The organism is Azotobacter armeniacus, from assembly GCF_054779355.1.
The window spans coordinates 1-653 of the sequence record NZ_BAAGYK010000129.1 but is presented as its reverse complement, the minus strand read 5'-3'; the positions used below and the strand labels follow the sequence as shown (position 1 = coordinate 653).

The 653-nt window shown below is 62.2% G+C and carries 1 protein-coding gene and 1 pseudogene; one reads left to right on the top strand and one right to left on the bottom strand.

Annotated elements, in window-relative coordinates; all coding sequences use genetic code 11:
* Positions 1-367, top strand: a 367-nt coding sequence (locus ACYVD0_RS17430) for a group II intron maturase-specific domain-containing protein (RefSeq protein ID WP_460427981.1), incomplete at its 5' end; no start/stop codon positions are given.
* 161 nt (positions 368-528) lie between these two features.
* On the opposite strand, the pseudogene ACYVD0_RS17425 reads toward ACYVD0_RS17430, so the two are convergent.
* Positions 529-653: pseudogene (locus tag ACYVD0_RS17425) on the bottom strand (IS66 family transposase); the annotation flags it as partial.

The following is a 653-nucleotide window of genomic DNA, read 5'->3' as shown; positions in this document are numbered from 1 at the left end:
TTTCTACGGTCACCAGGGCAAGCCCTACTGGGGCACAGCGCCCTCGAAGAAGTCGATCAAGCGGCTGAAGGAGCGCGTACACGCCGAGACGACATCGCGCTGGAACAACCTGCCGGTCTCGAGGCGGATTGAGGAACTCAACCCCGTGATCGGAGGCTGGGCAGGCTATTTCAACCAGGGGCCGGTGCAACGGGTCTACCGTGACATCGACCACTACACGGCGCGACGGCTCAGAATCTGGTTGCGACGGCGCAGCGGCAAGCGGGGAACGGGGTACCGCCAATACTCCGACCAGTACCTGTACGAGAAGTTGGGACTGATACGCCTGGTGCCGCCTGCACGCGACCGCTCGAACGCGAAGGCTTGATGTGTTGCAAGAGAGCCGGATGCGGGAAATCCGCACGTCCGGTTCGACGAGGGGGATGTGGAAACGGAGTCAGGGTCCGGACACTAAGGCACCGCCAATCGAAAGAGGCGGTCAACGGATATGCCGAACCTACCGCCACCGCGCCACATCTCTACTCTACCTATCGCCACTATCCCGTCATCGAGATAGCGCACCAGGGCCGTCCAGCGTTTGAGGCTGTAATCCAGTGCCTTGGCGATGGCCGTGCCTTCGTGCACCCGCTGACGCTGGGCGAGCATCCAGGCAT